The sequence below is a fragment of the Streptomyces sp. RP5T genome, assembly GCF_003933965.1.
GTDB lineage: Bacteria > Actinomycetota > Actinomycetes > Streptomycetales > Streptomycetaceae > Streptomyces.
Genome location: NZ_RSAJ01001095.1, coordinates 1 through 1,305, shown reverse-complemented (window position 1 = coordinate 1,305; position 1,305 = coordinate 1). Strand labels below are relative to the sequence as shown.

Here is a 1,305-nt window from a genome sequence, read left to right as displayed (position 1 = left end):
CCCCTCCGTCTCCGCCCCCGCCGACTCCCGACTGACCCCGGGCGGGCCCGGCTACCGCCGGATGAGCTTCGCCCTCTTCCTCGCCGGTGTCGCGACCTTCGCGCTGCTGTACTCCACCCAGGCTCTCCTCCCCCTGATCTCGGGCGAGTTCGGGGTCGCGGCGAGCGAGGCGAGCTGGACGGTGGCGGCGGCCACCGGCGGTCTGGCGCTGTTCGTGCTGCCGATGAGCGCGCTCTCCGAGCGCTTCGGCCGCCGTACGGTCATGACGGCCTCGCTGGCCGTCGCGGTGACGGTCGGTCTCCTGGTCCCCTTCGCGCCCTCGCTGACCGCGCTGGTCGCGCTGCGGGCGGTGCAGGGGGCGGCCCTGGCGGGGCTGCCGGCCTCCGCGACGGCGTATCTCGCCGAGGAGGTCCGCCCGAAGGCTCTGGTCACGGCGATCGGCCTGTTCGTCGCGGGCAACAGCGTGGGCGGCATGAGCGGCCGGGTCATCACGGGCTGGGTGGCCCAGGAGTGGGGCTGGCGGGTCGCCGTCGGGGTGATCGGCGTGATCGCGGTGGCCTGCGCGGTGGCGTTCCGCCTCCTGCTCCCGGCACCCAAGCACTTCAAGGCGGGCTCACTGAAGCCGGTCGTCCTGCTGGGTACGGTCCGCGCACACCTCTCCGACCCCCTGCTGCGCCGCCTCTACGCCATCGGCGCGCTGTTCATGACGGTCTTCGGCGGCGTGTACACGGTCATCGGCTACCGGCTGACCGAGGCGCCCTTCTCGCTCCCCCAGGGCATCGTCGGCTCGATCTTCCTGGTCTACCTGGTGGGCACGGTCTCCGCGTCGACGGCGGGCCGGCTCGTCGGACGCCTGGGCCGCCGGGGCGCGCTCTACGCGGCGGGCGGTACGACCGCGACCGGCCTGCTGCTCTCCCTGTCCGACTCCCTAGGGCTGGTCCTGCTCGGCCTGGTCCTGATCACCGGCGGCTTCTTCGCGGGCCACGCGGTGGCGTCCTCGGCGGTCAGCAAGACCGCCACCCACGGCCGCGCCCAGGCGTCGGCCCTGTACCAGTCCGCCTACTACATCGGCTCCAGCGCGGGCAGCACGGTCGGCGCCCTCGCCTTCCACGCGGGCGGCTGGGGCGGAACGGTCGGGGTCGGACTGCTGGCGGTGCTCGGCGTGGTCACGCTCACCGTCCTCGGAACACGTGCGGCAAGGGCCGAGCAGCGGCTCGCTACGGCCTGAGCCGCACGTTCACTTCCCCCTGACCGGGGTCGGCCGGTCAGGGGGATTTTTTCGCCCCCGCCGCCCCTGCCCGTCCC

At 73.9% G+C, this 1,305-nt stretch carries 1 protein-coding gene; it reads left to right on the top strand.

Annotation, left to right across the window (positions count from 1 at the left end; translation table 11 throughout):
* Positions 1 to 31: 31 nt before the first annotated feature.
* Positions 32 to 1,228: an MFS transporter gene (locus EHS43_RS44715; protein ID WP_260471022.1), complete on the top strand. Its 1,197-nt coding sequence runs from the start codon at positions 32 to 34 to the stop codon at positions 1,226 to 1,228.
* Positions 1,229 to 1,305: the final 77 nt, after the last annotated feature.